The organism is Bradyrhizobium lablabi (assembly GCF_001440475.1).
In the GTDB taxonomy this organism is placed as follows: Bacteria; Pseudomonadota; Alphaproteobacteria; order Rhizobiales; family Xanthobacteraceae; genus Bradyrhizobium; species Bradyrhizobium lablabi.
In genome coordinates, this window is sequence record NZ_LLYB01000103.1 from 148 (window position 1) to 26,424 (window position 26,277).

Genomic DNA, 26,277 nt, shown 5'->3' on the forward strand with positions numbered 1-26,277 from the left:
GGCAGTTCGGCGAACCGATCGGCACCTTCCAGCTGGTGCAGGGCAAGATCGCCGACATGTACACCACCATGAACGCCTCGCGGGCCTATNGTACGCGGTGGCCAAGGCTTGCGACCGTGGTGAGACCACGCGCGAGGATGCCGCCGGTGCCATTCTCTACGCCGCGGAAAAAGCCACGCAATGCGCGCTCGACGCGATCCAGCTCCTCGGCGGCAATGGCTACATCAACGATTACCCGACCGGGCGGCTGCTGCGCGACGCCAAGCTCTACGAGATCGGCGCCGGCACCAGCGAAATCCGTCGCATGCTGATCGGGCGGGAACTGTTCGAAAAGACCGCCTGAACTTCACATCGGGGCGAAGATGGTACAGGCTGTCGCGTCCGCTTCAGTTTCCAGATCCGACCCGTCTTGAAGCCATCTCAACGGCTCTGCAACATTCAGAGAAAATGCCGACCATGCCGCTTCATTCCACCATCGACCCAAAATCCTCCGAATTTGCCCGCAACGCCGACGTCATGCGTGGCCTGGTGGCGGAGCTTCGCGAGAAACTGAAAGTCGTCTCTGGCGGCGGCGGCGAGGCCTCGCGCAAGCGGCATACCTCACGCGGCAAGATGCTGGCGCGTGAGCGCGTCGACCTGCTGGTCGACCCCGGCACCGCCTTTTTGGAATTGTCGCCGCTCGCCGCCCACGGCCTCTATGGCGGCGATGTCCATTCGGCCAGCGTCATCACCGGCGTCGGGCGCATTTCGGGCCGCGAATGCGTCATCGTCGCCAACGACGCCACCATCAAGGGCGGCACCTATTATCCGATGACGGTGAAGAAGCACCTGCGCGCGCAGGACATCGCGCGGCAGAACAATCTGCCTTGCGTCTACATGGTCGATTCCGGTGGTGCTTTCCTGCCGATGCAGGATGAGATCTTCCCGGACGAGCGGCATTTCGGCCGCATCTTCTATAACCAGGCGCAGATGTCCTCGATGGGCATCCCGCAGATCGCGATCGTGATGGGTTCCTGCACCGCGGGCGGCGCCTATGTGCCTGCGATGTCGGACGAGAGCATCATCGTGCGCAACCAGGGCACCATCTTCCTCGGCGGCCCGCCTTTGGTGAAGGCTGCGACCGGCGAGGTGGTTTCGGCGGAAGAACTCGGCGGCGCCGATGTGCATTCCCGCCATTCCGGCGTCACCGATCATTACGCGCAGAACGATGCCCATGCGATCGGGATCGCCCGGCGCATCGTCGCGACGTTGAAGCAACCTGCCAGGGCTGCGCTGAACATGCGCGAACCCCGCGAGCCGCTGTTTCCCGCCGAGGAAATCTACGGCGTGGTGTCCGCCGACGGCAGAAAGCCGTTCGATGTGCACGACATCATCGCGCGGATCGTCGACGGCTCGGAGTTCGATGAGTTCAAGAAACTCTACGGCACGACGCTGATCTGCGGCTTCGCCCATATCTGGGGCTATCCGGTCGGCATCATCGCCAATAACGGCATCCTGTTCAGCGAGAGCTCGCTGAAGGGCGCGCACTTCATCGAACTGTGCTGCCAGCGCAATATCCCGCTGGTGTTTTTGCAGAACATCACCGGCTTCATGGTCGGCAAGAAATACGAGGCCGGCGGCATCGCGCGCGACGGCGCCAAGCTGGTCACGGCGGTGGCAACCGCCGGCGTGCCGAAATTCACCGTCGTGATCGGCGGCTCCTACGGCGCCGGTAATTACGGCATGTCTGGCCGCGCCTATTCTCCGCGCTTCCTGTGGATGTGGCCGAACGCACGCATCTCAGTGATGGGCGGCGAGCAGGCCTCCATGGTGCTGAGCCAGGTCCGCCGCGATAATATCGAGGCCAAGGGCGAGAGCTGGTCGGCCGAGGACGAGGACAAATTCCGTAGCCCCATCCGCGCGCAGTATGAAAGCCAGGGCAATCCCTATTACGCCACCGCGCGGCTGTGGGATGACGGCGTGATCGATCCTGCCGACACCCGCCTGGTGCTTGGCCTTGGATTGTCGGCAGCGGCGAATGCGCCGATCGAACCCACGAAATTCGGCCTGTTCAGGATGTGATGATGGACCGCGCAAAGCTCTACCGGCGTTTTCGGACACTCCTGATCGCCAACCGCGGCGAGATCGCCTGCCGTGTCATCCGCAGCGCGCGGGCCATGGGCCTGCGCACCGTTGCCGTCTATTCCGAGGCGGACCGCGACGCCATGCATGTCGCCATGGCCGATGAGGCCGTGTTGCTGGGACCGGCGCGGGCGCGCGACAGCTATCTCAACATCGAACGCGTGATCGAGGCGGCGCGCCAGACCGGCGCCGAGGCCGTGCATCCCGGCTATGGTTTTCTGTCGGAAAACGCCGAGTTCGCAGACGCGTGTCTGAAAGCCGGATTGGTGTTCGTCGGACCGACTGCGGAAATGATGACCGCGATGGGCTCAAAATCCGGCTCCAAGGCGCTGATGGAAAAGGCCGGCGTGCCGCTGGTGCCGGGCTATCACGGCGAGGCGCAGGACGAGGCGACGCTGGCAAAAGCCGCTGATGCGATCGGCTTCCCCGTACTGGTCAAGGCGTCCGCGGGCGGCGGCGGGCGCGGCATGCGCGTGGTGAATTCAGCCGGCGAGCTTTCGGCTGCCATCGTCAGCGCCAAGCGCGAGGCCAAGGCGGCGTTCGGCGACGACCGCATGCTGATCGAAAAGTTCGTGCAGAATCCCCGGCATATCGAGGTGCAGATCATCGGCGACAGCCATGGCAATCTGCTCTCGCTATGGGAGCGCGAATGCACGCTGCAGCGGCGGCACCAGAAGGTAATCGAGGAGGCACCGTCGCCGACGCTCGATGCCAACCAGCGCGAGACGGTGTGCGCCGCCGCGCGCAAGGCGGCCGCCGCCGTGAACTATGTCGGCGCCGGCACCATCGAATTCGTCTCCGACGGCAAGGAGGTGTTCTTCATCGAAATGAACACCCGCCTGCAAGTCGAGCATCCCGTGACCGAACTGATCACCGGTGTTGACCTCGTCGAATGGCAGTTGCGGGTCGCGTTCGGCGAAAAACTGCCGCTGGGGCAGAACGAGATCAAGCTGAACGGCCACGCCATCGAGGCGCGGGTCTATGCCGAAAATCCGCAGAAGAACTTTATGCCATCGGTCGGCCGGATCAGGACGTGGCGCACGCCCGATGCCGTCGACGGACTGCGGATCGATTCCGGCTATCGCGACGGCGATGCCGTGTCGCCCTACTACGACGCCATGCTTGCAAAAGTCATCGCGTGGGCGCCGACGCGGCAGGCGGCGATCGAGCGGCTCAACCGCGGGCTGGAAGAGACCGACGTCCGCGGCATCGTCACCAACATCCCGTTCCTGTCGGCGCTGATCACGCATCCGAACGTGCGCGCCAACACCATCGACACTGGCTTCATCGAGCGTGAGCTGAAGAAGCTGACGGAAGCCTCCGGCGCGCCCGGCGACCTCGAGCTTTGCGCTGCCGTCGCGGCCATCGTGAACGACGAGCAGAAGGCGGCGCGCCGGGAAGCGCATTCGCCCTGGCAAACTTTCGGCTGGATGCCGGTCGGACAGCGGCAACGGGTATTTTCGTTCCGCCAGGGGCAGGGCGCCGAGACCAAGGTGACGCTGCGCTATGGCAATGGGCCATCGACGTTATCGATTGGCAAGCATCAGTTCGTGTTCGCAGTCTCGCCGGCCGATGACGGCAGTTTCGACCTGACGATCGAAGGGATGAAGTCGCGCGTTACGGCTGTCATCGAAGGGCACGAGCTTTACCTGCGCACCCGCCACGGCCGCTTTGACCTGCACTGGGTCGATCCGTTCGGCGGCGAGACCGAGGAGCAGGTCGGCGAGGACAAGATCGTGGCGCCGCTGCCGGGCACCGTGGTCGCGCTACTGGCCGAAGAGGGGGCGACACTGGAAAAAGGCGCGGCGATCCTGACGCTGGAAGTCATGAAGATGGAGCAGACGCTCCGCGCGCCCTTTGCCGGCGTGTTGAAGAAGATCAGGTGCAAGGTCGGCGATATCGTCGGCGAAGGCGTCGAGCTGGCCGAAGTCGAACCGGCGGCATCATGAGCGATACCGTCCACATCGTCGAAGTCGGCCCGCGTGACGGGCTGCAGAACGAGAAGACGCCAATCAGCGTCGCCGATCGGATCACCTTCGTCGAGGCGTTGATCGCCGCCGGGCTCAAGGCAGTGGAGGTCGGCGCGTTCGTTTCGCCCAAGGCTATTCCGCAGATGGTCGGGTCGGCCGACGTGTTGCGTGGCGTTAGCCATCATACGGAATGCGAATTGCCGGTGCTGGTGCCGAACGAGAAGGGCTACGAGGCTTCACAGGCCGCGGGCGCGAAACTGATCGCGGTATTCGCCGCGGCATCGGAAGGCTTTTCCCGCGCCAACATCAACTGCTCGATCGAGGAATCCATCGAGCGGTTCAGGCCGGTGCTGGCCCGCGCCAAGGCCGACGGCGTCCGCGTGCGCGGCTATATCTCCACCGTGCTCGGCTGCCCCTATGAGGGCGAGATCAAGCCGCAGGCGGTGGTTGATGTCGCCAAAGTTCTATGGGACCTCGGCTGCTACGAAATCTCGCTCGGCGACACTATCGGCGTCGGTACGCCCGTGAAGGCGCGACAGCTATTGCGCGCCGTCGCCGGCCACGTGCCGATGGCCAATCTCGCCATGCATTTCCACGACACCTACGGCCAAGCGCTCGCCAATCTCTATGCCGGCATGGAGGAGGGCTGCCGCGTGATCGATTCCGCCGCCGGCGGTCTCGGCGGCTGCCCCTATGCCCCCGGCGCGACGGGTAACGTCGCGACGGAGGATGTCGTCTACATGCTCGAAGGCATGGGCATTGCGACCGGCGTCGATATGGCAAAACTGGTCGCGGCGACCAACGTGGTGAGCGGGTTGATCGGCCGTCTACCGGTCAGCCGCGTCGCGGCGGCGCTGAATGCGAAGAAGGCCGCCGGCAAGGCATGACGCGGAGGGTAAGGACGTTAGCGGCGATAGCCGCTACGATGACTGCCCTGCTGGTACTCCTGTCCTATGTCGATTCCGCTTACGATTGGGAGAATGCGGTCGGACTGTGCCAGGTACCGGTGAAGAGCGTTACGCCCGATCCAAATGGCAAACTCTCCGCGGTCGTATTCGAAGTATACTGCGGGCCGATACCGCCATTGAATACGCATGTAAGTCTGGTCCCGAACGGCCGGACGTTTTCTCGAAAGCGTAACGTCGACTTCCTGGTACTGGATGGAAGTCATGACCTGAAGATTCAATGGGCCGCAGATTCCACGCTGGACATTCGCTTGCCTGCACTCGCTAAAGCATTCAAGCGCGAAACCCGGGTAGGGCAGGTGACAGTGAATTACACACCGGCTCTGTGGGGCGAGTAGACCGGGCCTTTCGGCGCCGCCACGAACACGCGTGGCGGCGACGTTGACTGCCAAGTAGACCGCTTACGCGGCCTTCAGGCCGACATTCGGCAGCACCGGCCGGTTCTTCAGCGCTTTCGCCATCATCGCCTCGACCTCGGCCTTCTCTTGCGGCAGCAGCGCCAGCCGCGGCGGGCGGGTCAGCGCGGTGCCGCGGCCCATGATGTGCTCGCACAGCTTGATGCACTGGACGAGGTCCGGACGGGCGTCGAGGTGCAATAGCGGCATGAACCACTCGTACAGCGGCATCGCCTCGGCATAGCGTCCGGCCTTGGCAAGGCGGAACAGCGTCTCGCCTTCACGCGGGAAGGCGTTCGACATGCCCGACACCCAGCCCACGGCGCCCATGGCGACGCTCTCGACGATGACGTCGTCGAGGCCGGCGAACAGGACGAAGCGGTCGCCGACCATGTTGCGGGTGTCGATGAAGCGCCGCGTGTCACCGGAAGAATCCTTGAAGCAGACGACGGTTTCGACGTCGGCGAGCGAAGCCAGAATGTCCGGCGTCACGTCGTTCTTGTAGATCGGCGGATTGTTGTAGAGCATCACAGGCAGATCAGTCGCGCTGGCGACCGAGCGAAAATGCGCGGCGGTTTCATGCGGCTTGGAGGAATAGACCAGCGCCGGCATCACCATCACGCCGTCGATGCCGACACGCGCCGCTTCCTTGGCGGTCTCGACGGCAAAGGCTGTGGTGAACTCGGCGATGCCGCACAGCACGGGGACGCGGCCGGCGGCGACGGACTTGGCCGTCTCCATGATGGCGATCTTTTCCTTGCGCTCCAGCGAGGTGTTCTCGCCGACGGAGCCGCAGACGATCAGTCCGGAAACGCCGTCGCGGATCAGGCCGTCCATGACCTTGGCGGTTGCGTCGATATTGAGCGACAGGTCGTCATTGAATTGCGTGGTAACGGCCGGAAAGACGCCTTCCCAGGAAATGCGTGGGCTCATTTGTTTGGCTCCAATTGGAATAGTGCCGGCGGATTGTCAAAATCCGCCGGGGTTTTGGCTTGAAAACGATGGATGGGATCAGAGCGTCGCGCCGACCTTTCGCAGTTCGGCGAGGACCGGGGCCTTGGGCAGCCAGAGCTTGTCGAACTCGGCAATGACGGCCTCGGTATCCTTGGCGTCGACCTGGCGGATCGGGATCGGCGCGTTCTTGAAATTCTCGATCAGCTTCGGCTCATTGCCGGCGAGTTCATCGATCTGCGCGTCGAGCGTCGATTTCACCGTCTTGGTGATCAGCTCGCGATCGGCCGCCGGCAGCGACTGCCAGACGCGGCCGGAGACGACGGCGGCCATCGGCATGAAGACGGCGTTCATCTGCAGGATCACTTTCGACACCTTGTCGAAACGCTGGTTCCAGGAGAACTCCAGGTCCGCTTCGAGGCCGTTGACCTGGCCGTTCGCCATGGCATCGAACACCTGCGGCGTCGGGATCGGCGTCGGCGCCGCGCCCAGCGACGAATAGAAATCGCGATAGACCGGCGTCGGGTTGATGCGCAGCTTCATGCCCTTGATGTCGGCTAATGACGCCAGGTCCTTGGATGAGAACACCGCGCGCATGCCGGTGATGCCCCAGCCGAGGCCGATCGTGCCGGTTTCCTGCGGCAGCACGTCGAACAGCTTGATCGCCGCCGGATGGCGGACGAATTTCGCCACCGAAGGCGTCGAGCGCACGATATAGGGCGCGTTGATCGCGGCGATATGCGGCACCCGCGAGCCGAGCTCGGCCGCCTGGATGAAGCCCATGTCGAGCGCGCCGGACTGCAATTGCTGCATCATCGCCGGCTCGTTGCCGAGCTGGCCGGAATGAAACACCGTCATGGTCAGGCGGCCGTTGGTGGCCGCCTTGAGATCGTCGCCGAGCTTCAGCGCCGCCTTGTTCCAGGAATGGCCGTTGGGCGTGATCAGGCCGAGGCGAAACTCCTTGGCCTGAGCGAGCGCCAGCGACGGCGCGAACAGCGGCACGGCCGCGCTGGCGGCAAGGAAGCGGCGACGGGAAAGCGACATGGCGAAGGGCTCCTTGAGGGTTTGAACCTACTTGATGAGGACGAGGGAGAGGGACGGGTAGAGCGAGAGCAGCACCAGCAGGATGCAGGAGATGCCGAACAGGGGCAGCGTCACCATGAACATCTTGCCGGGCTTGGCGCCGGTCACCGCAGCCGCGACGAAGAAGCAAAGGCCGACCGGGGGCGAGAGCAATCCGAGCACCAGATTGATCACCACGACGACACCGAACTGGCGCGGATCGATGTGATAGATCTCGGTCGCGACCGGCAGCAGAATCGGCACCGTCATGATCAGGCCGGGGATGCCGTCGATGACGGTGCCGATGATCAGCAGGATCACGTTGCAAAGCAGCATGAAGCTGACCGGATCCTTGGCCACCGACTGGATCCAGCTTGCCGTTTCCTGCGGCACCTTGCCGAAGATCAGCACCCAGGAGAACACGGCGGCGGCTGCGACCAGGAACAGCACGATGGCCGAATAGATGCCGGCGCGCAGCATCATCTGCGGCAATTGCGAGAACTCGAACTCCTTGGTCCAGAATTTGCCGATGAGAGCGGCGGCGACTGCGCCGACGGCGGCGGATTCCGTCGCGTTGGCGAGCCCGCCCAAAATGCTGCCGACGATCACGATGGGGATCAGCAGCGTCGGCGATGTCCGCAGGATCGTCGCAACCCGCTGCCGCGGGGTCTGATAATCGGCCTTGGGATAATTGTAGATGTATCCCATCAGCGCGATGACGATGCAGAACATCGCCGTCAGGATCACGCCCGGCACGATGCCGGCAATCAGCATGTCGCTGACTGATACTTGCGCCAGCACGCTGTAGACGACGAACATCACCGATGGCGGAATGATCGGCCCGAGCATGCCGCCATAGGCGGTCAGCCCTGCCGCAAAGGTCTTGTCGTAACCCTTCTTCTCCATCTCCGGGACCATGATCTGCGCCATGATCGCGACCTGCGCGGTGGCCGAGCCGAGGATGGAGGAGATGAACATGTTGGCGAGGATGTTGACGTAGGCCAGCCCACCCTTCAGCGAGCCGACAAAGGCCATCGCCATGTCGACGATACGCCGCGTGATGCCGCCGCCGTTCATGATCTCGCCGATCAGGATGAAGAGGGGAATGGCAATCAGGCCGTAGCTGTCGACGCCGCCGAACAGTTGCAGCGGATAGGACTGGAACAGCACCGGATTGCCTGATGCAATGATGTAGACGAACCCGGCAAGGCAGAGACAAAGCCCGATCGGCACGCCGACCAGCATGATCGCGATAAAGGCAGCCGACGTGATCATCAGTTGACCCCGTCGAGCTCGGAGAGCTGGAAGCCTTTCGGCGGAGTCCGCGGCACCAGCTCGAGATCTTCGAGCAGGTTGGCGAGGCCATGCACGGTCATGGACACCGCGAAGATCGGCAGCGTCAGGTAGACCACCCAGGTCGGCCAGTTCAGCGTCTGCGTGCGCTCGGTGTAGAGGAAGTTGAAGGTCTCGGCGGCGAGCTTGCGGGCGTCGAAGCCGGCACGCGCAAGACCGATCGGGTCCATCCAGAGGAAGCAGGTGATGATCAGCGCGACGCCGAACACCACGACCATGCCGGTCGCCATGATCTTCGCGATCTTCTGATTCTGCGCCGAAAGACGCTCGGTCATCATGGAGACCGCGAAGTCGAGCCGCAGCCGCGTCATGGCGGAGGCGCCGATGAAGGTCAGCCAGACCACGCAATAGACGGCCGATTCATCGATCCAGTAGATCGGGAAGTGTGAATAGCGGGTGACGACATTCACCAGGATCAGGGCCGTCAGCAGATACATCAGCCCCATCAAGGCGATGCGCTCGAAAGCGAGCAGGAGGGTAGAGGCCCTGACAACGATCCGCCGGGCGCTGAACGCCGGCGCATCCGCAATCGTCTGCTCGGTCATATGAGCCCAGCCGCCCCCTGTAATTTGTCGTGCACTTGTAAAATGTATAATTTATACAATCTTGTCAAATGGAGATTGTGGAGCCTCCTCAGCTTTTGCTGGGTTGCCGCCATATCGACGTGCGAAAACTGTGCCGCCTCGGATCAGAAAGGCCGGCGATGACGACGGAAGATCGAATGAAGGGCGCTCTGAAGCACCGGACGCTGTCGGCGGCGATCGTCGACCAGCTCAGGCAGGCCATTCTCGACGGTACCTATCCGGCCGGCTCTCAACTGCGGCAGGACGCGCTGGGCGATACCTACGGCGTGAGCCGCATCCCCGTGCGCGAGGCGCTGTTTCAACTCGAGGCCGAAGGGCTGGTGCGCATCGTTCCGCAAAAGGGCGCGATCGTCTCGGAGCTGTCGCTGGACGAGATCAACGACGTGTTTGATCTCCGCGGGATCATGGAGCCACGGCTGCTCGCGCAGTCGGCGCCGCATTTTGTGGAAGCGGATTTTGCCGAACTGGACGATATCCAGAAACGCTTCGAGAAAGCGATCAAGGCGCGCAACGTCACCGAATGGGGCCGGCTCAATGCCGATTTCCATATGGCGATGTATGTTCACGCGCGGCAGCCACGCACCAAGGCGATCGTCATCGCGCTCTTACAGACCAGCGACCGCTACACGCGCCTGCAGCTCTCCAACACCAAGGCGATGGGCATAGCCGAGAAAGAGCACGCCCACCTGATCGCGCTGTGCCGGGCAAAGCAGATCGAAGAGGCCTGCCGGTTCCTGGAGCGGCATATCGAGGCTGTCAGGACGGATCTGCTGCAGGTGGTCAGTGGCGGATCAATCGCGCCTAACTCCAAGCGTTGAAGGCGAGGAGCGGCTAGCCGCCCGTCATTGCGAGGAGCAAAGCGACGAAGCAATCCATCTCTCCCCATGCGTGGCGGGTGATTGCTTCGCTTCGCTCGCAATGACGGCAAGAGCGACGGGTTAATTCACCTTCCCCCGTCCGGCCCCATCACCAGATCCGGCAGCCAGGTCGAGATACTCGGGAAGAAGCACAGCAGCAGCACCGCCAGCATCATCAGCAGCACGAAGGGCAGCGTGCCCCAGATCACTTCGCTGAGCGGAATATCCGGTGCGACGTTGCGGATGACGAAGATGTTCAAGCCGACCGGCGGGTGGATCAGCCCCATCTCCATCACGATGGTCATGACGACGCCGAACCAGATGATGTCGAAATTGGCGGCGCGCAGCGGCGGCAGGATGATCGGCGCGGTCATCAGGATGATCGAGACGGGCGGCAGGAAGAAGCCGAGCACGACCACCATCAGCAAGATCGCGGCCAGCAATTCCCAGCGCGGCAGATGCATGGCGACGATGGATTCCGCCGCCGACTGCGAGATGTGCAGGTAGCTCATCACGTAGGAATAGAGCAGCGACATGCCGATGATCATCATCAGCATGGTGGATTCACGGATGGTGGATGTCAGGATCGGCGAGAGGTCGCTCGGCCGCCATACGCTGTAGATCATCGCGATCAGCACCAGCGCCAGCAGGCCGCCGAGGCCCGCCGTTTCCGATGGCGTGGCGTAGCCGCCATAGAGCGCGATCATCACGCCGGTGAGCAGCAGCACGAACGGGATCACCCGCGGCAGCATGGTGAAGCGCTCGGCCATGGTGAATTCGTCGCGGTGCAGGATCGCGGACTCCGTGCCGGACTTCTCATAGAGCGCCTGCGCCGCCGCAAACTCCCGGCGGAAGCGCAGCACCGCGTAGATGCCGAATAAAGTCACCAGCAGCAGACCCGGGCCGATGCCGGCGAGGAACAGCCGTCCCAGCGATTTCTCCGCGGCGACCGCGAACAGGATCATGGTGATCGAGGGCGGCAGCAGGATGCCGAGCGTGCCGCCGGCGGCAATGATGCCTGCGGCAAAGCCGCCGGAATAACCGCGCTTGCGCATCTCGGGAATGCCGGCCGAACCGATCGCCGAGCAGGTCGCCGGCGAGGAACCCGCCATCGCCGCAAACAGCGCGCAGGCAAAGACGTTGGCGACGCCAAGCCCGCCGGGCACACGATGCAGCCAGGCATGCAGCGCCGAATAGAGATCCTGCCCGGCGCGGGACTTGCCGATTGCGGCGCCCTTGAGGATGAACAGCGGGATCGACAGCAGCGTGATCGAGGCCATTTCCTCGTAGACGTTCTGCGTCACCGTATCGAGCGAGGCCGTCGGCATGAAGATCGCCATGAAGACGACGGCGACCGCGCCCAAGGCAAAGGCGATGGGCATGCCCGAAAACATCGCGAACAGGGTAGCTACGCCGTAACTGATACCAATTCCAAGAACGCTCATCGACGTGAAGCACCAGCAAAGGGAATAATGATCTGCAACAGGATTTGCAGGCACAACAGCGTCATGCCCAGCGCCATCAGCACATAGGGGATCGCAAGCGGGGGCGACCACATCGAGTTCGACACCTGGCCGTCGACGTAAGCCTCATGCGCCAGCGTCCAGGATTTCCACGCGAAAAACGCGCAGAACAACAGGCTCGCGACATCGACCAGCCACAGCCGGATGCGGTTGGCGAGCGGCGACATCAACCCGACAAAGGCCTCGATGCCGATATGGCCGCGCTGGCCCTGCACATAGGCCGCGGTCATGAAGGTGGCGCCGACGAGCAGAAACACCGCGGCTTCGTCCTGCCAGTAATTGGCGCTGTGGAACAGCGCGCGGCCGAGCACGCTGTAACTGAGGATCACGCAGGCCGCGATCAGCGCGAGCGCGGCAAAGACCACGATGACGCGGTTGCAGAGCGCCAGCGCCCGACCGAGCGCCGCCACGAGCGGGTTGCCCGTGGCGATCTCGGAATGGTCCTGTTGATCCGGAATCGGACCATGCATCATGCGGCAACGTCGCTGGCGAGTTTCAGCAGGTTGGCCGACGTCGCCGTCTTGGCGCTGTAGTCCTTCCACGCGGTGTCGCGCGCAATGTCCCGCCACTTGCCGACGGTAGCGACATCGAGCTGGCTGACCTTGGCGCCGGCCTTCTCATAAACCTTGGCGACTTCGATATCGTCGTCCTGCGCGCCCTTGCGGCCGAACGCTTCCAGTTCGCTGCCGACCGACAGGATGATGTCCTGCTGGTTCTTGGGCAGCTTGTCGAAGATCGCCTTCGACATCATCAAGGGCTCCAGCATGAACCAGTAGGAGGCGCCGGCGCCCGAGGTCAGGCATTTCGCGACCTCTTCGAGGCGGAACGAGATCAGGCTGGTCGAGGAGGTGATGCCGGCATCGCAGGCGCCGGTCTGCATCGCGGCGTAGATTTCATTGGACGGCACCGACAGCACCGCGGCGCCCGCGGTCTGCAGCACCATATCCATTTCGCGCGAGCCGCCGCGCACCTTGAGCCCCTTGGCATCTTCAGGCGCGACGATCGGCCTGGAGCGGCTGGCGACGCCGCCGGCCTGCCAGATCCAGGACAAGAGGATGATGCCCTTGTCGGCGAGGAAGTCGGTCAGCGCCTTGCCGACCGGCTCTTTCTTCCAGCGCAGGCCCTGGTCATAGGTCGCGACCAGACCCGGCATCAGGCCGATATTGGTCTCCGGCAATTCGCCGCCGGCATAAGGCATCGGATAGAGGCTGATATCGAGTGCGCCCTTGCGCATCGCCGAGAATTGCGCGTTGGTCTTGATCAGCGAGGAATTCGGATAGACCTCGGCTGCGATCTCGCCGCCAGAGCGCTTGGCGACTTCGGCCGCAAACATGCGGCAGAGCCGATCGCGGAAGTCGCCTTTATCAATAGTGCCGCCCGGGAACTGGTGCGAGATCTTCAGCGTGGTGGCGGCGCGGGCGGTGCCGGTGCCGAAACGAAGGATGGCGGGTGCGGCAAGTGCGGATACGACGAGATGGCGGCGTGTGAGCATGGTTCTTCCCCTGCAACTGGTTCTTGGGTCGGCAATCGTGACCGGCTTGAGCCCATATTAGCCGGTCTTCAACCGAAGTGGCTCTAGTCTGATAGTTCGAGGCGGTGTGATAGGTCGAGGCGGTGTGCGACGGCAAGCCCTGATCCCAGCCCCGGATCAAGGCTTGATGCGGCTGCGGCGAACGCCCGGGAACAGCCGTTCGCAGAAGACTCCGTCAATAATGCGTCCAACACTGGGCTCCCGTGGAGCGTTACCGACAATTAACTTGCCCGCTTCAACTAACCGTGACTTCGGAAGCACTTCGGGCCGGTAACAAAGCCGGTCGCGGAATCGTCGTTGGGGAGGCGGCAGATGTCGCTTTCGAGGACTCCATCCAACCCCAAAGGACGACCACCCCATGACCACCACGACCCGTATCGGCCTCGGCCTTGCTGCCGCGCTCGTTTCGCTCGGCCTTGCGTTCGCGCCCGCCACTTTCGCTCAGGACAAGATGGGCAAGGGCGACGGCATGAAGCAGGAGTCCATGTCCAGGGACGCGATGAAGAAACAGGACGGCATGATGAAGAAGGACGGCATGAAGCACGACGGCATGATGAAAGACGGCGTGAAAAAAGATGACGCCATGAAGAAGAACTAAGTAGCCGTCATTGGTCCGAAGGACCAGACCTCAGGTGCGCCATTGCGCACCTGAGGTCGATGCTTTGCATCGCTCCGGAATGACGAGCAAAGCGTGCATTGGTCGCCGGCAATAGGCCGCGATACGAGGCGCGCCTACCGCTTCTTGCCCTTGCTCTTGCGCGCGGCGTAACGGGCGTCGCGCTTGGCCTTCTGCTCGGCCTCCAGCGCTGCCTGTCGGGCCGCTTCCTCTTCCTTCTCGCGCGCGAGCCTGGCGGCCTCCGCTGCGGCGGCCTCGGCCTCCAGACGTTTCTGTTCGGCCTTTTCGGCTTCCTTGGCCTCTTTCGCCTTGGCGCGGGCGGCGGCAATGGCCTCGCGCTCGGCCTGACGGCGCTTCACCTCGGGATCGTCGGGCCCCGGCTGGGCGCGAAACTTGTTCAAAATGTTCTGCCGCGCCTGCATCGCGGCCTTCTGGCGGTCCGCGAAACCCGGTTCCTTGAATCCACTCATAAAGAGGCCTTGTCGCTTTCACTCTTGGGGTTGGACGCGCTACCGGCGCGGAATGGCGACTAGGTAAGTGAACCCGGGGCAAAATGCCAGCGTCGAAAGGGGGCCGGCAGAGCAGGGGAGGCTTGCGTGAACAGCAAATGGGCCAAATTGATGCTGATGAGCGGGGCTACATCGGGTTGGCTGCTGTACGAGATGGCCACGGCGAGCGAATCCCCGCGCATGGAGCTGGCGTTCGTGCAATATAGCCTGCTCGCCTGCGCGCTGATTGGTCTGCTCGGCTCGCTGGTGATGCTCGCGTCGGAAAACTGACCGGTACCGTCCCAAAGCGTGATGACCTTTCTTCGAAACGTCATCCCGCTTTATCTTTTTGTTTGAGCATGATCGCCGCGCAAACGCGTCCGCGTTTGGCGCGAGGGAAAATCGCTACGCACTTTGCGTTAACGCGGCCCTTCGGGTCCGGATCATGCTCTAGAAGCTGCCGCGACGTCCACCCTGTCCGAGAACGCGCGCGACCGTCATGGCCGTCATCGCTGCCCGATCTGCGGCCCGCTGCGCCTCCAGCCTGTCGCGGGCTTTCTCGCGGATCATGATCTCGATCAGCTCAAGCCGCCTGGTCTCGTCGACCGCTTCCGCCAGCAATTGCTTGTACCTGTTATGGTCGTAAACCGCTTCCTGCCTGTCCATCGCACGCCCCGCACACGCGATTCGCCCCGAACGGTCAGTCTCGACCAAAGGTTGCGCACCCGCAACGGATTTGCGCGAGTTATACAAATTTCGGCATCCAGCGGGCCTGCGCACAAACCCGTGTAATGTGAACCAGTTCACAGGAACCGCGGCGGGTCGTTCCTATTCTCCGGCCGTTCCGAAACAGGAGCGACCGCCATGCCCCACAATTGGTGGACCCGCAAGAACCTCGTTGTCACCGCCGCCATTGCCGCGCTGGCCTTCATAGGCTTCATCGTGGCCGGCGTGTCCTATCCCGAGCCAGCCGCCAGCGCCGCCCTTGGTCCGGACTGGCAGTGCAGCCGGCTCGCCTTCGTCTTCACGACCTGCAGCCGGGCCAAGCACAGCCAGACCGCGGCCGCCGTCCGCGTCGCCAAAATGCCGGTGTGCGGACGGCAAGGGACGTAATAGGGTCGCGCTGGAGGGGGCCCCGGAGCTGGAGTTTCCCATGCGAAAACTGTCTCGTTTCCTGGCGGCCGCGTCGGCGGCCCTCGTACTCGCGCCGGGCGCCGCGCTGGCGCAGGACGCGCCGGGAGGCGGGACCGCGCCGGCGCCGGCGGCATCATCGTCGACCACCGCTCCGGAAACGGCGGCGGTTGAGAAAAAGGCGGCGCCGAAGAAAAAGAAGCCGGCCAAAATGACCCGGCAGCAGGAGATCGACCATTCGATCGACCGTGGCACCGTGCCCGCACGCTACCGGAGCTCGGTGCCGAAGGAGTATCATCAGTATATTCCGTTCGATAAGCGGTAGAGGCCACGCATCATTGTTCTTGTGATCCTTCGCCGCGCTTTGCCGATCAATTTGTCACACAGAACCGCGCAACGGCCGCGCACCGTACTCGTACGGATTGGCCGCACCGATAACGACGATTTATAACGCCGTCGCTTGCAGCGGGGGGCAGGGCGCTCGTTCATCACGACGAGTGCTACCACTGGAGGCCACGAGGCCCGGACTCCTAGGCACTCCGGGCCTCGTCTTCTCCTTGATCCCATACCCGAGCCGTTTCCGCCGTTCGGCCCGCTTCATCGACATTTCCATCACATCGCGAAGAAGAACGCCGCACGCGCTCGCCGAGCATGGGCGGGACGATCACAGCGATCCGAGAAATTGCCAGATGATCAGCAGCACCACGATGACCAGCATGACGTAGATGACCGTGCGGCCGATCCTTTTCATCGCGCTTTCCTTTCGACGTGCCACGTTTGGGGGCAATGCTGGCAGCCGGCTACATGGACTTCAATGCCGGCGACCGGGCGGCCGATCGAGGCGGTTCCACATTAGCCATAAGTTCGCGTTTTGCTCCGGCGGGGGGATTTTCGGTGTTAAGGGGATTTCCATGTGGAACGGCTGGAAAAAAGCGGCAATCGGAATGAGCGCGCTGTTGGCCTTCATCCTCCTGGAGTTGATGGCGGTCATCGGCGGCGTTGCCGTATTCCTGGGCCTGGTTCTTGATGTGGATTTGCCGTTTCAGGCGGTATCCGAAGAATAGCCGGTGGCCCGCGCCGTCCGCCCCGACCCCTCGGTCCAGCAGCCGATCAACGTTCCTTGCGTTGAGGCATTCCGGCCCCGATTTGCGCCGTTTTGGTTCTCCCGAATCCCCGTGCCCAATGCCGGGAATCGGAATTGGTAATAAAATCGTTATGATTCAACAACTTTTTAAAGTTCCCTTAAGTCATAAATGAGTTCCTGTTAGAGCCGCACCGCCGCGCGGCCCGAATAGCCGGGCGCCGCTCCTATCACCTACCCCAGGGAGACGTGCGCTCGGCTATTATGGGCAACCCATCGCGCTCTGAAGCAGGGGGGCTAAGCAAGCCCGCCCAGCGGCTGTTGAGGCCTAACCTCTTCATGGAAAATGCCACCAACAAAGATTGCGCGAAACGGAACCAGACTATCGAATTCATGCGCGAGCGATGTCACCCGCCGGCAACAGCAGGTCGGTTTCGGCCGCACCTGGAAGATGTCTGGCGATGCGCTTGCTACTCGTAGCCAGCGCGGCGCACGGAGACGCGGCACAAGCCGTCGCAGCCGATCTGCCGCGCGGCGCCGAGCGAGAAGTCGAGCACCCGGCCGCGGGCGTAGGGACCGCGGTCCTGCACCGGACAGCGGATCTTCTTGCCGTTCTCGAGATTGGTGACGACGAAGATCGTGCCGAACGCCTCGGTGCGATGCGCGCAGGAGACCTCGTTGGCCTTGAAGCGCTTCCCGCGTGCGTCCCACTTGTCTTCCCAGTAGACGGAGGCTTCCTGATCGTCCGCCGGTGGGCGAGCGATCCGTCCCATCCACTTTTCCTGAAACGTATCGGCGCAGGCATGCGATGAGGTCAGCGCCAGCGCGAGCGCCGCGAACCGCAGCCTGGAAGCACCGTGGCCTTCGCGGTGGCGACTTCCTGCCATGACGTCAACATTCTGTTGCGCGCGAGCTCATGCCCGCCGGAGGTTCCAGCCGCACGTTCCCGTTCGACTTTGGCGCGGGCATGGCGGGGGTACGGCGGTATTGCGCCGAGTTGGGTAATCCGGATGATATCGCACGTCGAGAATAGCCGGTGCTAACCTTCGGCAAACTTCGCAGCGGGAACCTGCGCAGAGCAAGCATTCACGCTGATGATGAACGCGGTTGCGATTAGGGAACCGTCAACGAGAGGCCATTAAGTTTCTATCTTCGCGAGTACTGCGCTGATCAGTCCGATCAATCAACAGTTGTGAAGAGGAAAATGGGTGCGTCTACAAACAGACTCCGTTATGGTTGCGTTCTCTGATGATGCCAACCGGCTGGAACTTTTCGGCCTGAAAGAGGTTCTGAATTGGCCTTATTCTCCTCATGTTTTCTGCGAACGATGACAACCGAAAATCGAATCATGATTGGGGACGGTCGTGAACCGAACTAACTTCAAATCGATGTCCACCGATGAATTGTGGGCACTACACGAAGAAGTAGCTTCCAGGCTTGCGGCGACGCTGCTTGCGGAAAAGCGCGTGCTTGAAGATCGCTTGAAGCAACTCAAGGGCGGCGTCGAAGGTGAGCGCGCAAGCTCATCGACAGGGAAGCGGCCATATCCGACAGTCGTTCCGAAGTTTCGGAATCCGGATCGGCCGTCCGAGACCTGGGCGGGACGCGGAAAGACGCCTCGCTGGCTCGCCGCCAAGTTGAAGTCCGGCAAGCGGATCGACGACTTCCGCATCAGGCACGTAGCCTAGGAAGAGTTACAGCCTTCGGTTGTGGCGTACTGTCGCTCTGGTATCCGCAGATTGGCTTGCTGGCGCCTGCGGATATCGTTCCGATGTCCTTCATTGCACGTGCGAACTGTTGCTCGAGCGGAGACGTGTTGAGTGGCTCGGCGATATGCTTGGCTATGCCTCATCCGGAGCCGGATGACGGCATCACGGCCTCTCTTCAAGTCGGCGAGGGGGTAGGCCCTGATTTTCGGGGCTGGGTGGGCTTTCGACACTCGCTTCCAAAGCTCTGACAATTCCCATGCGCGCGAACAGCATGGGACCGCGGTCTTCGGCGGCATCAATCAGCATCTGAACCGCAAGCCGCCATTCCTGACGATCACGTTCCGACTGAGGCAGGTTCCTGATGTAATCGGCGGCGTCTCGCAGCGTCCGCGCAGGCGCTCCCGCCGGGAGCGGTACGGGCTGAGCGAACGGACGATCCCAGGACATGCTGAACTCCCGTCACAGATTCCAAATGATGCTGGCGGAAATGGATGCGCCAGGCCGGTAACCCGGCGTTGGGTTGCCGGCCGGTGGAACCCGAGCGGCATTGAAAGCAGGGAGTCGACGCGGAACTCTGGTGTTGGTTCCAATTCTGGGGCAGTTTGTTCCATCCGCCGCTTTGCGTCCGGACGGAGCGGACCGCACTTGAGTCTCAGCGCTGCGATGGCGGTGGAACGGGCAGATCAGTTCTGAAACGCGACGCCGACGAAATCGCCTTGCCGCCAGATTACGCGGCATTCGCGAATGGTGTGAAAATTGTCGAACGTCAGTTCGAAATTCAGCGGCAGCAAATTGAGGTCGTGGAGTTCAATTCCGGCCCCGGAATTCGTCACGTCCTGTACGCGGCAGGTGAGGACGCCGCGCTGCGCATCGAAGAACAGCAGCGCCTTTTTCGATATCATCGTCCTCGTGACGGATCGGCGTTCGAATTCCATTCTCGGCTACCAACGGTTCACGCCTGGCTTGCCAAGCAGCGGCTTAGCGAATTGCCTCCAGGCGGCAATCAGGTTCGGTCTTATTCGTAAACAATCAATTTTAATGATCGCAGAAAGTATGCCCGTCCGGGCCCGTACAGTTGCGGGTTCAACACAGCTACGGCCGTTCCGTGTGCGGAACTCACAAACAGGCTTGATGCATCAGTGAAAGCCAGCCTCTCTAACATGGAGAGGGGAATCGCATGGCTTTACGTTGGATGTGCGTGCTGGCGCTGTGTCTGGGGACTTCAAGCGCCGGAGTTGCGGGTGAGCAGTCCGGAGTTCTACGTCGAATTTCATGCCCGGTCGTGCGCTACTACGTGGCGAAATACAGTGCGCCGGCCGCGGAGCAGTGGGCGCGCAGCAAGGGCGCGAGCGATGCCGAGATCGAAGCAGCCCGGCGCTGCCTGAGGCCCGACGATATGCGAACGGCCAAGGCTCAGCGGCCGCCGCTCGCGCTCGGCACGTACGGCTGGTGAACGGCGACGCGGCGAACCGAACCGGCGATCAGTACTGCTGATACCGCTTCTGGCGTTTGCTGCGCCCGGCGTTCGGTCCGCCGTAATAGGGATTGACCACGCATTGCGCGGAGCGGCCCGACGCCGACATCTGACACTGCGCCATCGTTCGATAGTGGCACTCGAAGTAGTAGTCGACGAAGCCCTGGTAGACCTGCAGGCAAACGGGATAGCTCGGATCGTAGGTCTGCGCAGATGCCGGTGCGGGCAGGGCGATCGTCGCGGCCAAAATCGTCAAAGCTGTTGCTGTGGCAGATGCGTGCGGCAACTTCATCCTGATGTCCTCCAGACTTCCCCTCGGCATTGTCGCGGTCCTCTCCCAACGACAAAAACACCAGCGCCGGGTGCTTGTTCCAGCAGGCACAAGTAGCCGCTGTTCAGACTTCCCAATCCTCAAACCCGTACTCGCGATAGATGGCGGCCCGATCACCGTGGGGGTTCAGCCGGCATTTCGCCTGGGCGAGATGCAGGTTCAGCGTCCCCGGCTGGCAGTTCGCGGCCAGGAGTTTGCGGATGTCATCCATCTGCTGGCGCGATTGCTGGGTCGGTTCGAGCTGCTCGAGCGCGACCAGCGCCGTCGCCAGCGCTTCCGTGATGACCCATTCGTCGTGGCCCGTGATTCCCTTCTTTGGCATGACGAGCGCATCCTTTGTCAGGGCAAGGGAAGCAATTACTGGCCGGCATCATACGCCCAGAATCCAAACCGAGACGAGAATGAAGTCGAAATTGCGGAAAAGGGCACAGCGGCGTTGGCGATCCCGGCAGGATTCGAACCTGCAACCCGCGGAGTAGAAATCCGCTACTCTATCCAGTTGAGCTACGGGACCGTCCGGGCGATAGCCGGCTGGCCATCGCCTTGGCCTCTCCAGGCCTCTCTAGCACTGCCAATATGAAAAATCCGCTTTCCCGCCAAGCCGGTCGAACCGATTTCCTCAAGTTCACGACTAAGGCAGACGGCGGGCTATCTCCTGTGGCCCGCCCTGACACAGGCCTGCCTGCCGGCTACCCGCCGCCGGGGGCGGGTGGTAACGTTTGGACTGTCTTGCGCCATGCATGCGACCCCTTCGCAAGCCGACATCACCGTCATCAGTCCGTCACCTTTTCGCGCCTTTTTTGATCGTTACGCGGCATCTGTCCGCGGCAAGGAGCCCATCATGATCGGTTTGGTTCGCGCCACAGTGATTTGCGCCACGCTGGCGCTTGGCCTGACGGCGGCTGGCGCCGCGGACAAGGCCTTCAAGCGCGACGACCTCGCCGATTCGGCCGTGAAGCTGGAGGCCCAGATCAAGAGCGAGGCGGGGCCGGTCGCCAAATCCTCCGCCACACTGCGCAACGACGCCGACGTCGCCTTCAAGCGCTCCGACTTCCGGGTCGGCTTGCAGGTCCTCGGCCAGATCGCCGCCACCACGCCGGAAGACAGTGCAAATTGGCTAAAACTCGCCAAGACCATTTTCCAGATCCGCGCCGCCAGTTCCAGCGAACAGACCTTCCTGTACGAACGCGCCTCGACCGCGGCCTACATCGCCTATCAGCGCGCCGGCAACCAGGCCGAGGAGGCCGATGCGCTGGCGGTGCTGGGACGGGCGATGTCCGAGCGCAAGCTATGGCGTCCGGCGCTGGATGCGTTGCGCCTGTCGCTCGACATGCGCGAGGTCGCCGAGGTTCGCGGCCAGTACGAGAAGATGCGCGACCAGCATGGTTTCCGGCTGCTGGATTACACCGTCGATTCTGACGGCGCCTCGCCGCGGGCCTGTTTCCAGTTCTCCGAGGATCTCGCCAAGCGGGTCGACTTCGCGCCGTTCGTGGCGCTGGCCGGCACCGACAAGCCGGCGCTGACCAGCGAGGGCAAGCAGCTCTGCGTCGACGGGCTGAAGCATGGCGAGCGCTACAACATCAATCTGCGCGCCGGCCTGCCGTCCACGGTGAAGGAGAGCCTGCCGAAATCGGCCGAGTTCAACATCTATGTCCGCGACCGCAAGCCGTTCGTGCGCTTCACGGGGCGGGCCTATGTGCTGCCGCGCACCGGCCAGCGCGGCATTCCGCTGGTCAGCGTCAATACGCCGTCAGTGAACGTCAACGTGTTCCGGATCGGCGACCGCAACCTGATCAACACCGTGGTCGACAGCGATTTTCAGAAGACGCTTTCCAGCTACCAGCTATCCGCTCTCGGCGAAGAGCGTGGGGTAAAGGTGTGGTCGGGCGAGCTTGCGACCGCGACCACGCTGAACCAGGACGTGGTGACGGCATTCCCGGTCGATCAGGCGCTCGGCGACCTGCAGCCCGGCGTCTATGTCATGACGGCGGCGGCCAAGGGCCCCGGCAGCGGCGGCGACGATGACGGTTCGCTGGCGACGCAGTGGTTCATCGTCTCCGACATGGGACTGACGGCGTTTTCCGGTAATGACGGCATCCATGTCTTCGTCAATTCGCTGGCTTCGACCGAAGCGGTTGCCAAGGCCGAGGTGCGGCTGGTCGCCCGCAACAACGAGATCCTGGCAACGCGCAAGACCGACGATGCCGGCCATGTGCTGTTCGAGGCCGGATTGGCGCGCGGCGAGGGCGGACTGTCACCGGCGCTGCTGACGGTCATGAGCGACAAGGCCGACTACGCCTTCCTCAGCCTGAAAACCAACGCCTTCGACCTCACCGACCGCGGCGTGTCCGGGCGGGTGGTTCCTCCCGGCGCCGACGCCTTCGTCTATGCCGAGCGCGGCGTCTACCGCTCGAACGAGACGGTTTATCTGACTGCGCTTCTCCGTGACGGGCAGGGCAACGCCATGGCCGGCGGGCCGCTGACGCTGGTGATCGAACGGCCAGACGGTGTCGAGTTCCGCCGCGCCCAGCTCCCTGACCAGGGCGCGGGCGGACGCTCCATTGCCGTTGCGCTCAATTCCGCAGTCCCGACCGGGACCTGGCGGGTACGCGCCTTTACCGACCCCAAGGGCTCATCGGTCGGCGAGACCACCTTCATGGTCGAGGACTACATCCCCGAACGGATCGAGTTCGACGTCTCGGCCAAGGATAAGATGATCAAGGCCGAAGCTCCGGTTGAACTGAAGGTCGCCGGCAAGTTCCTTTATGGTGCGCCGGCATCGGGCCTGCAGCTCGAAGGCGACATGCTGGTCGCCCCCGCGGCATCCGGGCGGCCGGGCTATCCCGGCTATCAGTTCGGCGTGGCCGATGAAGAGACCGCCAGCAACGAGCGGACCCCGATCGAGAACCTGCCCGAAGCCGACGCCAATGGCGTCGCGACCTTTCCGGTGTCGCTGGCCAAGGCGCCGACGTCGACCCGCCCGCAGGAGGCGCAGATCTTCATCCGCATGGTGGAGACCGGCGGCCGCGCGGTCGAGCGCAAGCTGGTGCTCCCGGTGGCTCCGCAAGCCGCGCTGATCGGCATCAAGCCGCTATTCGGCGACAAGAGCGTCGCTGAGGGCGACAAGGCCGAGTTCGACGTCGTGTTCGTCGGCCCCGACGGCAAGCAACTTTCGCGGGATGGCCTGCGCTACGAACTGCTGAAGATGGAGTCGCGTTATCAGTGGTATCGCCAGAACTCGTCCTGGGAATATGAGCCGGTCAAATCGACCAAGCGCGTCGCCGATGGCGATCTGACGCTCACGGCCGACAAGGCGGCGCGGGTGTCGGTCTCGCCGGAGCCTGGCCGCTATCGCCTCGACGTCAAGTCGACGGAAGCGGACGGCCCGGTCACCTCGGTGCAGTTCGATGTCGGCTGGTACTCCGACGGCGGCGCCGATACGCCGGACCTCCTGGAGACCTCGGTCGACAAGCCGGAATACGCCTCTGGCGACACGATGGTGGTTTCGGTCAATGCCCGCACCGCCGGCAAACTGACGGTCAACGTGCTCGGCGACCGCCTGCTGACGACCCAGACCGTCGACGTCAAGGAAGGCACCCAGCAGGTCAGGCTGACCGTCGGCAAGGATTGGGGCACCGGCGCCTATGTGCTGGCGACGCTGCGCCGTCCGCTGGACGCTGCGGCGCTGCGGATGCCTGGACGGGCGATCGGCCTGAAATGGTTCGGCATCGACAAGAAGACCCGCACGTTGCAGGTCGCGCTGTCGCCGCCGCCGCTGGTTCGGCCTGGCACCGCACTGAAGATCCCGGTCAAGCTCGGCGGGCTCAACCCGGGCGAGGACGCCAAGATCGTGGTCGCCGCGGTCGATGTCGGCATTCTCAACCTGACCAACTACAAGCCGCCGGCGCCGGATGACTACTATCTCGGCCAGCGCCGCCTCACGGCCGAGATCCGCGACCTCTACGGCCAGTTGATCGACGGCATGCAGGGCACGCGCGGCCAGATCCGGACCGGCGGCGACGCCTCCGGCGCCGAATTGCAGGGCTCACCGCCCACGCAAAAGCCGCTCGCGCTCTATTCCGGCATCGTCACGGTCGGCGCCGACGGCACTGCCGAGATCGGCTTCGACATTCCGGAATTCGCCGGCACCGCGCGGGTGATGGCGGTGGCCTGGACGGCGACCAAGCTCGGCCGCGCCACCATCGATGTCACCGTGCGCGATCCCGTGGTGCTGACGGCGACGCTGCCGCGCTTCCTGCTCAATGGCGACAAGGGCACGATGAGTTTCGATCTCGACAATGTCGAGGGCGCGCCCGGTGACTACAGCATCAGCGTGAAGACCTCGGGCCCGGTGAAGGTGACGGGCAATCCGACCACGACCGTGAAGCTGGCGGCGAAGCAGCGGACCTCGATGTCGCTGGCGCTCGATGCCGGCGGCGCGGGCACCGCCAATCTCGACGTCGACATCAAGGGCCCGAACGGGCTGACGCTGGCGCGGCACTATGCGCTCGACGTCAAGGCGGCGACGCAGGTGCTGGCGCGGCGTTCGATCCGGACATTGGCCAAGGGCGAGAGCCTGACGCTGACGCCGGACATGTTCTCCGACCTCGTCTCGGGCACGGGCGGCGTGTCGTTGTCGGTCAGCCTGTCCACCGCACTCGATGCGGCGACCATCCTGAAGGCGCTGGATCGCTATCCGCACGGCTGTTCCGAGCAGATCACCAGCCGCGCGATGCCGCTGCTCTATGTCAACGACCTCGCGGCCGGCGCGCATCTTGCGATGGACACCGCCGTCGACCAGCGCATCAAGGACGCCATCGAGCGTCTCCTTGCGAGGCAGGGCTCGAACGGCTCGTTCGGCCTGTGGTCGGCCGGCGGCGACGACGCCTGGCTCGATGCCTATGTGACGGACTTCCTGACGCGCGCCCGCGAAAAGGGCTTTGCGGTGCCGGATGTACTGTTCAAGAACGCGCTCGACCGCATCAGGAACTCGGTGGTCAACGCCAACGAGCCGGAAAAGGACGGCGGCCGCGATCTGGCCTACGGCCTCTACGTGCTCGCGCGCAATGGCGCAGCGCCGATCGGCGACCTGCGCTATCTCGCCGATACCAAGTTGTCGAACCTCGCGACTCCAATCGCGAAGTCGCAGCTCGCGGCGGCGCTGGCCCTGGTCGGGGACAAGACGCGGGCGGAGCGGGTTTACGGCGCGGCGCTCGATGCGCTGGCGCCAAAGCCCGTGATCGAGTTCGGCCGCGTCGATTACGGCTCGGCGCTGCGCGATGCCGCGGCGCTGGTGTCGCTCGCCAGCGAAGGCAACGCGCCGCGGGCAACGCTGACGCAGGCCGTCCAGCGGGTCGAGGCGGCGCGGGGGCTTACGCCCTACACATCCACGCAGGAGAATGCGTGGATGGTGCTGGCGGCGCGGGCGCTGTCGAAGGAAACGCTGACGCTGGACATCGATGGATCGCCGGTGAAGGCGGCGGTCTATCGCAGCTACAAGGCCGAGGCGCTGGCCGGCAAGCCGGTCAAGATCACCAATACCGGCGATGCACCGGTGCAGGCGGTGGTCTCGGTCTCGGGCTCGCCGGTCACTCCCGAGCCCGCGGCGTCGAACGGCTTCAAGATCGAGCGCAATTATTTCACGCTCGACGGCAAGCCCGCCGACGTCACCAAGGCGAAACAGAACGATCGCTTCGCCGTGGTGCTGAAGATCACCGAGGCCAAGCCGGAATACGGACACATCATGGTGGCCGACTATCTCCCGGCCGGCCTCGAGATCGACAATCCGCGGCTGGTGTCGTCGGGTGACTCGGGCACGCTGGACTGGATCGAGGACGGCGAGGAGCCGGAGCATACCGAGTTCCGCGACGACCGCTTTACGGCGGCGATCGACCGCGCCAGCGACGACCAGTCGGTGTTCACGGTGGCCTACATCGTGCGCGCGGTGTCGCCCGGCAAATACGTGCTGCCGCAGGCCTATGTCGAGGACATGTACAACCCCTCGCGCTACGGCCGCACCGGCACCGGCTCGGTCGAGGTGCGTCCGGCCAAATGAGCGGGAAGGGCAACCATAGTTCTTCGTCGGGCAGAGACGTGGATGCCCGGGCACAGGCGAGCGGAAGCGACGCCGTCCTT

Annotated in this window: 26 protein-coding genes, 1 tRNA gene and 1 pseudogene; 14 read left to right on the plus strand and 14 right to left on the minus strand. The window is 63.4% G+C overall.

Annotated features, from left to right (window positions below):
- Nucleotides 1–90 precede the first annotated feature (90 nt).
- The 5 genes and pseudogenes from CQ14_RS46975 to CQ14_RS43995 form a co-directional block, all read left to right on the plus strand.
- Nucleotides 91–343: pseudogene (locus CQ14_RS46975) on the plus strand (acyl-CoA dehydrogenase family protein); the annotation flags it as partial.
- Between the two features lie 113 nt (nucleotides 344–456).
- Complete coding sequence (locus CQ14_RS29985) at nucleotides 457–2,061, plus strand: carboxyl transferase domain-containing protein (protein ID WP_057861519.1); 1,605 nt, start codon at nucleotides 457–459, stop codon at nucleotides 2,059–2,061.
- A 2-nt stretch (nucleotides 2,062–2,063) separates the two neighbouring features.
- Nucleotides 2,064–4,070, plus strand: a complete 2,007-nt coding sequence (locus CQ14_RS29990; protein WP_057861420.1) for an acetyl/propionyl/methylcrotonyl-CoA carboxylase subunit alpha — start codon at nucleotides 2,064–2,066, stop codon at nucleotides 4,068–4,070.
- Nucleotides 4,067–4,978 carry a hydroxymethylglutaryl-CoA lyase gene (locus tag CQ14_RS29995; protein ID WP_057861421.1) on the plus strand — a complete coding sequence of 304 codons (912 nt, stop codon included), beginning with the start codon at nucleotides 4,067–4,069 and terminating at the stop codon, nucleotides 4,976–4,978. Before CQ14_RS29990 ends, CQ14_RS29995 begins: the two co-directional genes overlap by 4 nt.
- Nucleotides 4,979–5,016: 38 nt before the next feature.
- Nucleotides 5,017–5,394, plus strand: a complete 378-nt coding sequence (locus tag CQ14_RS43995) for a hypothetical protein (protein WP_156435592.1) — start codon at nucleotides 5,017–5,019, stop codon at nucleotides 5,392–5,394.
- Nucleotides 5,395–5,457: 63 nt separating this feature from the next.
- Here the strand turns inward: CQ14_RS43995 and CQ14_RS30005 are convergent, their stop codons facing one another.
- The 4 genes from CQ14_RS30005 to CQ14_RS30020 all read right to left on the minus strand — a co-directional run bounded on the left by CQ14_RS30005 (nucleotide 5,458) and on the right by CQ14_RS30020 (nucleotide 9,362).
- Complete coding sequence (locus CQ14_RS30005; RefSeq protein WP_057861423.1) at nucleotides 5,458–6,384, minus strand: dihydrodipicolinate synthase family protein; 927 nt, start codon at nucleotides 6,382–6,384, stop codon at nucleotides 5,458–5,460.
- A gap of 78 nt (nucleotides 6,385–6,462) precedes the next feature.
- Nucleotides 6,463–7,446, minus strand: coding sequence for a TRAP transporter substrate-binding protein (locus CQ14_RS30010; RefSeq protein WP_057861424.1), 984 nt, complete (start codon nucleotides 7,444–7,446; stop codon nucleotides 6,463–6,465).
- Between the two features lie 27 nt (nucleotides 7,447–7,473).
- The gene (locus CQ14_RS30015) at nucleotides 7,474–8,739 is read right to left on the minus strand and encodes a TRAP transporter large permease (protein ID WP_057861425.1); all 1,266 of its coding nucleotides are present in this window, start codon (nucleotides 8,737–8,739) and stop codon (nucleotides 7,474–7,476) included.
- The gene (locus tag CQ14_RS30020; protein WP_057861426.1) at nucleotides 8,739–9,362 is read right to left on the minus strand and encodes a TRAP transporter small permease; all 624 of its coding nucleotides are present in this window, start codon (nucleotides 9,360–9,362) and stop codon (nucleotides 8,739–8,741) included. Before CQ14_RS30020 ends, CQ14_RS30015 begins: the two co-directional genes overlap by 1 nt.
- A 176-nt stretch (nucleotides 9,363–9,538) precedes the next feature.
- Here CQ14_RS30020 and CQ14_RS30025 point away from each other — a divergent pair, with 176 nt between their 5' ends.
- A complete protein-coding gene (locus tag CQ14_RS30025; protein ID WP_057861427.1) occupies nucleotides 9,539–10,219 on the plus strand; it encodes a GntR family transcriptional regulator in 681 nt (226 codons plus the stop codon).
- Between the two features lie 125 nt (nucleotides 10,220–10,344).
- Here the strand turns inward: CQ14_RS30025 and CQ14_RS30030 are convergent, their stop codons facing one another.
- The 3 genes from CQ14_RS30030 to CQ14_RS30040 are packed head-to-tail and all read right to left on the minus strand — an operon-like array spanning nucleotide 10,345 to nucleotide 13,273.
- Entirely contained in the window at nucleotides 10,345–11,703 is a 1,359-nt protein-coding gene (locus CQ14_RS30030; protein ID WP_057861428.1) for a TRAP transporter large permease, read from the minus strand.
- Nucleotides 11,700–12,254, minus strand: a complete 555-nt coding sequence (locus CQ14_RS30035) for a TRAP transporter small permease (RefSeq protein ID WP_057861429.1) — start codon at nucleotides 12,252–12,254, stop codon at nucleotides 11,700–11,702. Before CQ14_RS30035 ends, CQ14_RS30030 begins: the two co-directional genes overlap by 4 nt.
- The gene (locus tag CQ14_RS30040; RefSeq protein ID WP_057861430.1) at nucleotides 12,251–13,273 is read right to left on the minus strand and encodes a TRAP transporter substrate-binding protein; all 1,023 of its coding nucleotides are present in this window, start codon (nucleotides 13,271–13,273) and stop codon (nucleotides 12,251–12,253) included. The genes CQ14_RS30035 and CQ14_RS30040 overlap by 4 nt, the downstream gene beginning before the upstream one ends.
- Nucleotides 13,274–13,670: 397 nt before the next feature.
- Between CQ14_RS30040 and CQ14_RS30045 the strand changes: the two genes are divergently transcribed.
- Nucleotides 13,671–13,910, plus strand: coding sequence for a pentapeptide MXKDX repeat protein (locus tag CQ14_RS30045; RefSeq protein WP_057861431.1), 240 nt, complete (start codon nucleotides 13,671–13,673; stop codon nucleotides 13,908–13,910).
- A gap of 134 nt (nucleotides 13,911–14,044) precedes the next feature.
- On the opposite strand, the gene CQ14_RS30050 is transcribed toward CQ14_RS30045, so the two are convergent.
- Complete coding sequence (locus CQ14_RS30050; RefSeq protein ID WP_057861432.1) at nucleotides 14,045–14,398, minus strand: DUF6481 family protein; 354 nt, start codon at nucleotides 14,396–14,398, stop codon at nucleotides 14,045–14,047.
- Nucleotides 14,399–14,524: 126 nt separating this feature from the next.
- Between CQ14_RS30050 and CQ14_RS30055 the strand changes: the two genes are divergently transcribed.
- Nucleotides 14,525–14,707, plus strand: coding sequence for a hypothetical protein (locus tag CQ14_RS30055; protein ID WP_057861433.1), 183 nt, complete (start codon nucleotides 14,525–14,527; stop codon nucleotides 14,705–14,707).
- Nucleotides 14,708–14,866: 159 nt separating this feature from the next.
- Here the strand turns inward: CQ14_RS30055 and CQ14_RS30060 are convergent, their stop codons facing one another.
- The gene (locus CQ14_RS30060) at nucleotides 14,867–15,082 is read right to left on the minus strand and encodes a hypothetical protein (protein ID WP_057861434.1); all 216 of its coding nucleotides are present in this window, start codon (nucleotides 15,080–15,082) and stop codon (nucleotides 14,867–14,869) included.
- 198 nt (nucleotides 15,083–15,280) lie between these two features.
- Here CQ14_RS30060 and CQ14_RS30065 point away from each other — a divergent pair, with 198 nt between their 5' ends.
- From CQ14_RS30065 to CQ14_RS44000, 3 genes are all read left to right on the plus strand, one after another.
- Nucleotides 15,281–15,529 carry a hypothetical protein gene (locus tag CQ14_RS30065; RefSeq protein WP_057861435.1) on the plus strand — a complete coding sequence of 83 codons (249 nt, stop codon included), beginning with the start codon at nucleotides 15,281–15,283 and terminating at the stop codon, nucleotides 15,527–15,529.
- A gap of 40 nt (nucleotides 15,530–15,569) precedes the next feature.
- On the plus strand, nucleotides 15,570–15,872 hold the full coding sequence (locus CQ14_RS30070) for a hypothetical protein (RefSeq protein ID WP_057861436.1): 303 nt from the start codon (nucleotides 15,570–15,572) through the stop codon (nucleotides 15,870–15,872).
- 586 nt (nucleotides 15,873–16,458) lie between these two features.
- Nucleotides 16,459–16,611, plus strand: coding sequence for a hypothetical protein (locus CQ14_RS44000; protein WP_156435597.1), 153 nt, complete (start codon nucleotides 16,459–16,461; stop codon nucleotides 16,609–16,611).
- Between the two features lie 487 nt (nucleotides 16,612–17,098).
- Here the strand turns inward: CQ14_RS44000 and CQ14_RS30075 are convergent, their stop codons facing one another.
- Nucleotides 17,099–17,515, minus strand: coding sequence for a septal ring lytic transglycosylase RlpA family protein (locus CQ14_RS30075; RefSeq protein ID WP_057861437.1), 417 nt, complete (start codon nucleotides 17,513–17,515; stop codon nucleotides 17,099–17,101).
- Nucleotides 17,516–17,992: 477 nt separating this feature from the next.
- Between CQ14_RS30075 and CQ14_RS30080 the strand changes: the two genes are divergently transcribed.
- Nucleotides 17,993–18,316, plus strand: a complete 324-nt coding sequence (locus tag CQ14_RS30080) for an H-NS histone family protein (RefSeq protein WP_245320616.1) — start codon at nucleotides 17,993–17,995, stop codon at nucleotides 18,314–18,316.
- A gap of 704 nt (nucleotides 18,317–19,020) precedes the next feature.
- Here the strand turns inward: CQ14_RS30080 and CQ14_RS30085 are convergent.
- Nucleotides 19,021–19,272, minus strand: a complete 252-nt coding sequence (locus CQ14_RS30085; RefSeq protein ID WP_057861439.1) for a PilZ domain-containing protein — start codon at nucleotides 19,270–19,272, stop codon at nucleotides 19,021–19,023.
- Between the two features lie 242 nt (nucleotides 19,273–19,514).
- Between CQ14_RS30085 and CQ14_RS30090 the strand changes: the two genes are divergently transcribed.
- Nucleotides 19,515–19,790, plus strand: coding sequence for a hypothetical protein (locus CQ14_RS30090; protein WP_057861440.1), 276 nt, complete (start codon nucleotides 19,515–19,517; stop codon nucleotides 19,788–19,790).
- Between the two features lie 28 nt (nucleotides 19,791–19,818).
- Here the strand turns inward: CQ14_RS30090 and CQ14_RS30095 are convergent, their stop codons facing one another.
- From CQ14_RS30095 to CQ14_RS30105, 3 genes are all read right to left on the minus strand, one after another.
- Nucleotides 19,819–20,103: a DUF3551 domain-containing protein gene (locus tag CQ14_RS30095; RefSeq protein ID WP_057861441.1), complete on the minus strand. Its 285-nt coding sequence runs from the start codon at nucleotides 20,101–20,103 to the stop codon at nucleotides 19,819–19,821.
- A gap of 103 nt (nucleotides 20,104–20,206) precedes the next feature.
- Entirely contained in the window at nucleotides 20,207–20,464 is a 258-nt protein-coding gene (locus CQ14_RS30100; protein WP_057861442.1) for a hypothetical protein, read from the minus strand.
- 115 nt (nucleotides 20,465–20,579) lie between these two features.
- A tRNA-Arg gene (locus CQ14_RS30105) sits at nucleotides 20,580–20,656 on the minus strand.
- A 327-nt stretch (nucleotides 20,657–20,983) separates the two neighbouring features.
- On the opposite strand from CQ14_RS30105, the gene CQ14_RS30110 reads away from it, so the two are divergent.
- Nucleotides 20,984–26,197 (plus strand): alpha-2-macroglobulin family protein, encoded by a 5,214-nt coding sequence (locus CQ14_RS30110; protein ID WP_057861520.1) that lies wholly within the window; start codon nucleotides 20,984–20,986, stop codon nucleotides 26,195–26,197.
- Nucleotides 26,198–26,277 lie beyond the last annotated feature (80 nt).

What these genes read in the sequence shown, in the direction of transcription:
- CQ14_RS29985 (WP_057861519.1), top strand. Translation starts at nt 457, where the DNA reads ATGCCGCTTCATTCCACCATCGACCCAAAATCCTCCGAATTTGCCCGC.
- CQ14_RS29990 (WP_057861420.1), top strand. Translation starts at nt 2,064, where the DNA reads ATGGACCGCGCAAAGCTCTACCGGCGTTTTCGGACACTCCTGATCGCC.
- CQ14_RS29995 (WP_057861421.1), top strand. Translation starts at nt 4,067, where the DNA reads ATGAGCGATACCGTCCACATCGTCGAAGTCGGCCCGCGTGACGGGCTG.
- CQ14_RS43995 (WP_156435592.1), top strand. Translation starts at nt 5,017, where the DNA reads ATGACTGCCCTGCTGGTACTCCTGTCCTATGTCGATTCCGCTTACGAT.
- CQ14_RS30005 (WP_057861423.1), bottom strand. Translation starts at nt 6,384, where the DNA reads ATGAGCCCACGCATTTCCTGGGAAGGCGTCTTTCCGGCCGTTACCACG.
- CQ14_RS30010 (WP_057861424.1), bottom strand. Translation starts at nt 7,446, where the DNA reads ATGTCGCTTTCCCGTCGCCGCTTCCTTGCCGCCAGCGCGGCCGTGCCG.
- CQ14_RS30015 (WP_057861425.1), bottom strand. Translation starts at nt 8,739, where the DNA reads ATGATCACGTCGGCTGCCTTTATCGCGATCATGCTGGTCGGCGTGCCG.
- CQ14_RS30020 (WP_057861426.1), bottom strand. Translation starts at nt 9,362, where the DNA reads ATGACCGAGCAGACGATTGCGGATGCGCCGGCGTTCAGCGCCCGGCGG.
- CQ14_RS30025 (WP_057861427.1), top strand. Translation starts at nt 9,539, where the DNA reads ATGAAGGGCGCTCTGAAGCACCGGACGCTGTCGGCGGCGATCGTCGAC.
- CQ14_RS30030 (WP_057861428.1), bottom strand. Translation starts at nt 11,703, where the DNA reads ATGAGCGTTCTTGGAATTGGTATCAGTTACGGCGTAGCTACCCTGTTC.
- CQ14_RS30035 (WP_057861429.1), bottom strand. Translation starts at nt 12,254, where the DNA reads ATGATGCATGGTCCGATTCCGGATCAACAGGACCATTCCGAGATCGCC.
- CQ14_RS30040 (WP_057861430.1), bottom strand. Translation starts at nt 13,273, where the DNA reads ATGCTCACACGCCGCCATCTCGTCGTATCCGCACTTGCCGCACCCGCC.
- CQ14_RS30045 (WP_057861431.1), top strand. Translation starts at nt 13,671, where the DNA reads ATGACCACCACGACCCGTATCGGCCTCGGCCTTGCTGCCGCGCTCGTT.
- CQ14_RS30050 (WP_057861432.1), bottom strand. Translation starts at nt 14,398, where the DNA reads ATGAGTGGATTCAAGGAACCGGGTTTCGCGGACCGCCAGAAGGCCGCG.
- CQ14_RS30060 (WP_057861434.1), bottom strand. Translation starts at nt 15,082, where the DNA reads ATGGACAGGCAGGAAGCGGTTTACGACCATAACAGGTACAAGCAATTG.
- CQ14_RS30065 (WP_057861435.1), top strand. Translation starts at nt 15,281, where the DNA reads ATGCCCCACAATTGGTGGACCCGCAAGAACCTCGTTGTCACCGCCGCC.
- CQ14_RS30070 (WP_057861436.1), top strand. Translation starts at nt 15,570, where the DNA reads ATGCGAAAACTGTCTCGTTTCCTGGCGGCCGCGTCGGCGGCCCTCGTA.
- CQ14_RS44000 (WP_156435597.1), top strand. Translation starts at nt 16,459, where the DNA reads ATGTGGAACGGCTGGAAAAAAGCGGCAATCGGAATGAGCGCGCTGTTG.
- CQ14_RS30075 (WP_057861437.1), bottom strand. Translation starts at nt 17,515, where the DNA reads ATGGCAGGAAGTCGCCACCGCGAAGGCCACGGTGCTTCCAGGCTGCGG.
- CQ14_RS30085 (WP_057861439.1), bottom strand. Translation starts at nt 19,272, where the DNA reads ATGGAATTCGAACGCCGATCCGTCACGAGGACGATGATATCGAAAAAG.
- CQ14_RS30090 (WP_057861440.1), top strand. Translation starts at nt 19,515, where the DNA reads ATGGCTTTACGTTGGATGTGCGTGCTGGCGCTGTGTCTGGGGACTTCA.
- CQ14_RS30095 (WP_057861441.1), bottom strand. Translation starts at nt 20,103, where the DNA reads ATGAAGTTGCCGCACGCATCTGCCACAGCAACAGCTTTGACGATTTTG.
- CQ14_RS30100 (WP_057861442.1), bottom strand. Translation starts at nt 20,464, where the DNA reads ATGCCAAAGAAGGGAATCACGGGCCACGACGAATGGGTCATCACGGAA.
- CQ14_RS30110 (WP_057861520.1), top strand. Translation starts at nt 20,984, where the DNA reads ATGATCGGTTTGGTTCGCGCCACAGTGATTTGCGCCACGCTGGCGCTT.